The following is a 6,355-nucleotide window of genomic DNA, read 5'->3' as shown; positions in this document are numbered from 1 at the left end:
GACGCCGGCGCGCCCAGCGCTGAAGGCGTGTTCCTGCTCAGCCAGGATCACCCGCGCGCCTATGGCAATGTCGCGCGGCTGCTGGGCAAATATGTGCGCGAGGACAAGACGACGACGCTGCAGGATGCGGTGCGCCGGCTGACGCACCTGCCGGTGACCAATCTGGGCATCAAGGAACGCGGGCTTCTGCGGCCCGGATATTTCGCGGATGTGGTGGTGTTCGATCCCGCCACCATCAGCGATCACGCGACATTTGCCAAGCCGGCGCAATATGCCACCGGCGTGCAACATGTGTTCGTCAACGGCGTGCAGGTGCTGAACGCCGGTGAGCCGACCGGGGCGGCAGCCGGGCGGGCGCTGAAGGGGCCCGGCACCGGACGGTGCCCAGCCTGACAATAACACCGGACGGTGCCCAGCCTGACGATCACCGCCTGATCAATTGGTCTGGCTGCGCGCCAGCAGCGCCTTCAATTCGCCGTCCCAGAACATGCTCCACGTGTGGGTGCTGTGGCCGCGGGTTTCGGCGGTTTCGGGGATCAGCACAAAGCGGCCCTTGGGCATCGACCGTGTCCACATGACCGGGCTGCCGATCCCGGGCGGGTTGATGAAATCGTCCGCGCTGTTCACCCAAGTGATCGGCACCTTGATCCGGGACAGGCGCGCCAGCGGCTTGTAATTGCGGCTGGCGTCGAGCTGGTAGATGCGGTCGTTGGCATCCGCGCTGCCGGCCAGTGCAGCAGCCATGGCGCGCTGCGCCAGCGCATCGGCGGCGGCGCGGGTTGGAGCATCAGCCTGCATGCGCACCGGCGCTGAACTGGCCATGATCTGCAGCGCCGCGCCGACCCGCAGGCCGTTCAATGGCGGTTTGCTGTAATTGCCGCCCGCCCAATCGGGATCGGATTTGATCGCGTTTATTGCCATGGCGCGCCACACGCGGTTGCGCCCGGCCAGCTCGATCACATTGCACGCCAGCGGCATAACTGCCTGCGCCCGGTCCGGCTGATCGATGCCGAACTGAAACGCCATCATGCAGCCCATCGATGTGCCCATCAACAGCCGCAATTTCTTTACGCCCAACTGGTCCAGCAGCATGCCCTGTGCGCGCACCATATCGGCATAATCATAGGCCGGAAATGCCATCTTCAGGCCGTCGCTGGGCTTGGACGATCCGCCGTGGCCGATGGCATCGGGCAGGATGATGAAATACCGGGTCACATCCAGCGGTGCGCCCTTGTCAAACAGCCGCGTGAACTGCGGCACCAGGAATTGGGCGCCGGAGCCGCCAGTGCCATGGCCGATCATCACCGCATTGATGATCTGCCCGGCCGGATTGCGGATCGGTGTGCCCAGCGTGCGATAATGCTGCTTCAGCGCGGGCAGCACGCCGCCGTCGCCAAAGCCGAAATCATTGGCAACAAAATCAGCCTCGCTCACCGCCGGCTGCGCGGCGGCAGCGGCCGCCAGCATTGCAACTCCAACCGCGATCACCCGCAAAAACATGAAAAATCCCCCTCATCCCGGCCAATTTGCCGACTTTGCGGCCAGCGCCGCCGCACGCAAGCAAAAATGCAGCAGCAAACCGGCCTGGCCGATCACGACAGCCATGGCGCGGCGGCGATTTCGTGCCAGAAGGCTGCAACACCACGCCAGCAACAAGGCAGAAGGACAGGCAGATGGACAGCGCAGCAATGATTGAGCTTTCGGCAGGCGCGGCAGTGGCGGCGATGCAATCGGGCGCGATATCCGCGCTGGACTATGCCGATGCGCTGTTGGCGCGCTGCGCAGCCGGCGAAGCGCTGAACGCCTTCATCACGCTCGATCCCGCGGCGGTGCGCGCGGCGGCAAGGGCGGCCGATGCGCATAGGGCGGCGGGCGGCGTGCTCGGCCCGCTGCACGGCCTGCCGATTCCCATCAAGGACAGCGTCAACACCGCCGGCATCCAGACGACGGCGGGCACGAAAATGCTGCGCGGCTGGATTCCGGCGCAGGATGCCACCACCGTCGCCCGGCTGAAGGCGGCCGGCGCCATCGTGCTGGGCAAGACCAATATCCACGAGCTGTCGTTCGGCTGGACCAGCAGCAATCTGGAATTCGGCGCCGTGCGCAACCCCTATGATCCCGCGCGCATTCCCGGCGGCTCCTCGGGCGGCACGGCGGCGGCGGTGGCGGCGCGGATGGCGCCGCTGGGCGTGGCAGAGGACACGCAAGGCTCGATCCGGGTGCCGGCCGCGCTGTGCGGCATCGCCGGCTTCCGGCCCACAACCGGGCGCTACCCCACCGACGGCACCGCGCCGATCACGCCATTGTTCGATCAGATCGGCCCGCATGCCCGCTGCGTGGCCGATCTAGCGCTGTTCGATGCGGTGGTGAGCGGCGACATGACGCCGATTGAACCGGCAACACTCGCCGGCCTGCGCATCGGCATCGATCGCGGCTTCTTCTTCGCCGATCTGGATGCCGAAGTGGCAGCGCTTACCGAGCAGGCGCTGGCACGGCTCACCGCTGCGGGGGCGGTGATCGTCGAGGCGCCGGTGCCGGGGCTGGACGGCGTGGTGCCAGTGGCGATGGCGATCCAGGTCCACGATGTGGTGCCAGCGCTGGACGCCTATCTGCGAGATTCGGGCGCGCCGGTCGATTTCGAAGCGATGTTTGCCGGCGTCAGCGCCGATGTGGCCGGCGTGTTTGCGGCAGTCGGCCTGCGCAGCGGGCCGTCACCCATCGTAGAACAACTCTATGCCGCCGCCCGCGACGTGGCGCGGCCAGCGTTGCAGCAGGCGATGGCGACATGGTTTGCCGAGCATCATATCGACGCCATGCTGCTGCCAGCCACCATGGTGCCGGCAACCCCGATCGGCGACCAGGGCAACATCGATATCGGCAGCGCATCCGTGCCGTTCACCACCGCCATCGCCCGCAACATCAGCCCGGCCAGCACATTGGGCCTGCCCGCGCTGGTGCTGCCGTGCGGATTGACGGCGGGCGGCCTGCCCGTCGCCATCGAGATCGACGGACCAGTCGGCAGCGACCGCCGCCTGCTCGCCATCGGCATGGCGGTGGAGGCATTGCTCGGGCCGCTGCCGGCGCCAGTGCTGCGCAGCTGACCAACGAGAGGCCGCGAGCAATCACAATCCCTGCGCTAGTTCGCTTTCCGAGCAACTTGGAAAGCGATCTAAAATCCAGCCACCAGCTGCAGCAGTGCTTGGCGGCCAACCGGGCCGCCATCACGGCCTGAATTGACGGCGTTGCTGACGCTGGCGACGATCCGGATGCGGCCGCTCAGCTGCCGCTCAAGGCTGACGTCCACGCCGCCCGCCTGCGCTGTCCGGTGCCGCCAGCCGGCGCTCACCGCCCACTGGCCTGTTTCCAGCGTCGCGCGCAGCAAGCTCGCAAAACGCGGTACGGGCACCAGCGTATGTTCCGACAGGTCGTGGTGCGTGGCCAACACTGCAAGCGCCAATTGCGCGCCGTCACCCGTCCGCAGGCGCCAACTGGCAGACAGATCCAGCGCTTGCACGCGCGCCAGCCCCTGCGACTGCCAGCGCCGATCCACTGTGATCGCAAATCCCGGCACGAACGCCGGCGTGGCAATCAGTCCCACGCTGCGGCTGATACCGCTGACATCGCCAAAATCATCAATGCCGCGCGCCACCTGCCCGCGCAGGGCAATGCCGGGGAACGGCTCCCAACGCCCACCGGCCTGCCACAGCGTTTCTGCGCGCCCGCCGTGCCCTGCCAATCCGCCTAGCCACGCTTGCCGTACGCCCAGCGTTGCCACCAGATTTTCGGCCGCCGGCCGGTCTTGCAGCAATGGCACGGCGGCTTCGGCAAACAGCTCCCGCGCTGGCACTTTTGACTCGGCCAGCCGCAGCTGCCGCCATTCCGCGCCCGCCGCCACGCTAATCGGCTCTGCCGCGCCCGGCAGGATCAGCCCGGTTGCGCCGCCAATCACCGCGCGCGCCTGGCCAAGCCGGCTGCTTTGTGTGGCATCGTCCTGACCGCCGCGCGCTGCCGCCAACTGCCATTGCCAGCGCGTGCCGCCCGACAGACCGATAGCAACATCATGCCAGTCCGATCGTGTTCCGCTTTCGCGGCGGCTGGCAAATAACCCCCGGCCCCTCAGCCGGACAGCGCCGACATCCTGCTCAAAGCGCCCGGCCAGGTGCCAACGCTGCTGCCCGCTCGCGGCAAGGCCAGCAGGACTGGGCACGCCGCCGCCTTGCGTGAACCCACCGCCAAGCCAACCGCGCTCGCTGCCAAGCCGCAGATCAATCGCCGCGATGCTGCGCCCCGCTTGCCCGCCTGTAGCCGCCAAAATCTGGCTGCCGCCGCCAATCGCCGCCAGTTGCATATCGACAAAGCCGCTCAGGCTGCCTGCGCCTTGCGCTGCACCAGCACCGCCCGCACTCAGCCGCGCGCCGCCAATCACAGCCAGCGGGATCATCGCCAGATCGACCAGGCCGGTTGCAGCCGGCGCCAGCCGCATCCCATCCAGCAGCAGCAAGCTGCCCGGCAACCCCGACACCAGCAGGCCCCGGCCAGTTGGCCCCAGCCACGGCCAATCGGCCAACGCCTCTCCGGTCAGCACGCTGCCGCGCCGGCGCAGCGTGTCAGCAGACAGCGCTTGTTCGCTCACCATAGCCGGGCGGGCGGCGGCATCGATATGGCTGGCGGCGGCAACGTCCATGCCGGCGCTGTGCAATCAAGCCTGATCGGGCGCGTAGGCAGCGACGCTTTCGAACATGACGGTCAATGCGCGCCGTTCGGCGGCGGTCAATTCCGGGCGCCACACCTCGAACAGCAGAATCGCGCGCGGCGCATCGCTGTCATTCCAGGCCTCATGTTCGATGCTGTCGTCGAACAACATCACCTCGCCAGCGCGAACATCGCGGGTTTCGCTGCCGACGCGCAATCGGCAATTGTCCGGCACAATCAACGGCAAATGGCAGATCAGCCGCGTGTTGAGCATGCCGTGGTGGGCCGGGATATGGGTGTGCGGCGCCAGGATTGAAAACAGCGCCATCGGCGCGGTGCCCGCGATTTGCGGCAAGGGTGCCTGCGCCAGCGCCGCCATGGTGGCCGGGCACCGCGCAGCATGCTCGGCAATCGGGACACCGCCGCGATACAGATGAAAGGCGCTCCAGCGGGCATCGGCCAGCAAGGCATGGCCTTTGTTGGGGCGGTCGGGCTCGGCCTCGACATAGGGGGCCACGCCGCTGCCTGCGGCCAGAACAGCGGCCGCTTCGGCGCGAATGGCCGGCAAGGCGTCGGTCAGCGCCTGCGTCCAGGCCAAATCCGCAGGATCGTAGAATCCGATTTGCGGCAGGCGCGGATAATAAAAGCCGGTTGGCTGCTGCAGATAGGGTTGGCTTTGCCCCGTCACGATTTGCAGGGCCTCTTCAAACCGCGCGCCCGCCGCCAGCGGATCGATGCCGCCAGCGGCCAAAGCGCCGTGCAACTGCTGTTCAAAGCGTTTGGCCGCCGCATCGCGCGCCGCAGCCGCGCGGTTCAGGCGGACGACGAGATCATCCGGCAATTGCCGGCCTTGCGCGGCATTCAAAGCCCGTTCGTACCATGCAACCGCGGCACGATCATTGCCGCTGCGGGTTTGCACTTCTCCGGCCATAACAAGGGCATAAGGATTACCCGGATCGCCTTCCAGCACCCGCGCCACATTTGCCATCACCGCCGCGCGATCGTCCTGCAGATCACAGGCCTGCGCCAGCCACAGCCAGATTTGCGGCGTGGCGCGGCCACTGGCAGCAATCAATTGAAACGCTGCGCGCGCTGCTGCACCAGCGCCGCGCTGCAAGGCCGCGATGCCCACTTGCGCGGTGCGTTCCAGTGCCTCTGTCTGGGGATCAGTCATTACCCGTCCCGCCGCGCCCCCGGCCGGAACCCGAATGGATCAGCATGGCCAGCGGTTACTGGCTGCCCGGCCGGCTGCGGGTGGAATCAGCGAGGTCGCGCGCGAAGTTCGAATTGGTTTCTGCAACATAAGCCCATTGCTGGCGGGTCAGGCAGGTGCGCTTTGCCTTGACCAGGCTGCCGGTTTCCTTCTCCCGCTTGCAAATCACTTCCTGATTTTTGTCGACAGGTGCAGCTGTGGGAGGCGCAGCAGGCGAGACGGCCGGGCCATTTGTGGTTTGGGCCGTAGCCGGAACAGTCGCGCAAGCCGCAATGATCAGCGCAAAAAGTCGGTGCTTCATGGTCAGAAATCCTCAAAAAATGTGCTGCTTTCGCTGCACACGAGTCAGTTGAGCCCGGCTAGACAGTTGCACTCTATCAAAGCCAAGGTCAAATGGAGCATGTCAATTGTCGCCGCTGATCCGCTTTGGTTGCCGCACCGCTACGATCC

The 6,355-nt window shown here is 66.7% G+C and carries 6 protein-coding genes; 3 read left to right on the top strand and 3 right to left on the bottom strand.

The annotated features are described in order from the left end of the window. Positions 1–393 (top strand): amidohydrolase family protein (locus tag ABWP50_RS10250; RefSeq protein WP_353217894.1); only part of this gene is annotated, 393 nt, incomplete at its 5' end. A 42-nt stretch (positions 394–435) separates the two neighbouring features. On the opposite strand, the gene ABWP50_RS10245 is transcribed toward ABWP50_RS10250, so the two are convergent. Beyond that, the gene (locus ABWP50_RS10245) at positions 436–1,500 is read right to left on the bottom strand and encodes an alpha/beta fold hydrolase (protein ID WP_353217893.1); all 1,065 of its coding nucleotides are present in this window, start codon (positions 1,498–1,500) and stop codon (positions 436–438) included. A 173-nt stretch (positions 1,501–1,673) separates the two neighbouring features. Between ABWP50_RS10245 and ABWP50_RS10240 the strand changes: the two genes are divergently transcribed. Then, on the top strand, positions 1,674–3,101 hold the full coding sequence (locus ABWP50_RS10240; protein WP_353217892.1) for an amidase family protein: 1,428 nt from the start codon (positions 1,674–1,676) through the stop codon (positions 3,099–3,101). Between the two features lie 68 nt (positions 3,102–3,169). On the opposite strand, the gene ABWP50_RS10235 is transcribed toward ABWP50_RS10240, so the two are convergent. Together ABWP50_RS10235 and ABWP50_RS10230 are read right to left on the bottom strand one after the other, a co-directional pair. Beyond that, entirely contained in the window at positions 3,170–4,684 is a 1,515-nt protein-coding gene (locus ABWP50_RS10235; protein WP_353217891.1) for a hypothetical protein, read from the bottom strand. A 15-nt stretch (positions 4,685–4,699) separates the two neighbouring features. Next, positions 4,700–5,866 (bottom strand): aspartyl/asparaginyl beta-hydroxylase domain-containing protein, encoded by a 1,167-nt coding sequence (locus ABWP50_RS10230; RefSeq protein WP_353217890.1) that lies wholly within the window; start codon positions 5,864–5,866, stop codon positions 4,700–4,702. A gap of 34 nt (positions 5,867–5,900) precedes the next feature. Here ABWP50_RS10230 and ABWP50_RS10225 point away from each other — a divergent pair. Next, positions 5,901–6,355, top strand: a 455-nt coding sequence (locus ABWP50_RS10225) for a hypothetical protein (protein WP_353217889.1), incomplete at its 3' end; no start/stop codon positions are given.

Origin of the sequence: Sandarakinorhabdus sp. (genome assembly GCF_040398645.1) — a bacterium.
Lineage (GTDB): Bacteria > Pseudomonadota > Alphaproteobacteria > Sphingomonadales > Sphingomonadaceae > Sandarakinorhabdus.
The sequence above is the reverse complement of the archived record's forward strand: the minus strand, read 5'-3'. Positions and strand labels throughout refer to the sequence as shown.

Excerpts from the sequence above, each read along its gene's own strand:
- ABWP50_RS10245 (WP_353217893.1), bottom strand. The coding sequence starts at position 1,500 with ATGTTTTTGCGGGTGATCGCGGTTGGAGTTGCAATGCTGGCGGCCGCT.
- ABWP50_RS10240 (WP_353217892.1), top strand. The coding sequence starts at position 1,674 with ATGGACAGCGCAGCAATGATTGAGCTTTCGGCAGGCGCGGCAGTGGCG.
- ABWP50_RS10235 (WP_353217891.1), bottom strand. The coding sequence starts at position 4,684 with ATGGACGTTGCCGCCGCCAGCCATATCGATGCCGCCGCCCGCCCGGCT.
- ABWP50_RS10230 (WP_353217890.1), bottom strand. The coding sequence starts at position 5,866 with ATGACTGATCCCCAGACAGAGGCACTGGAACGCACCGCGCAAGTGGGC.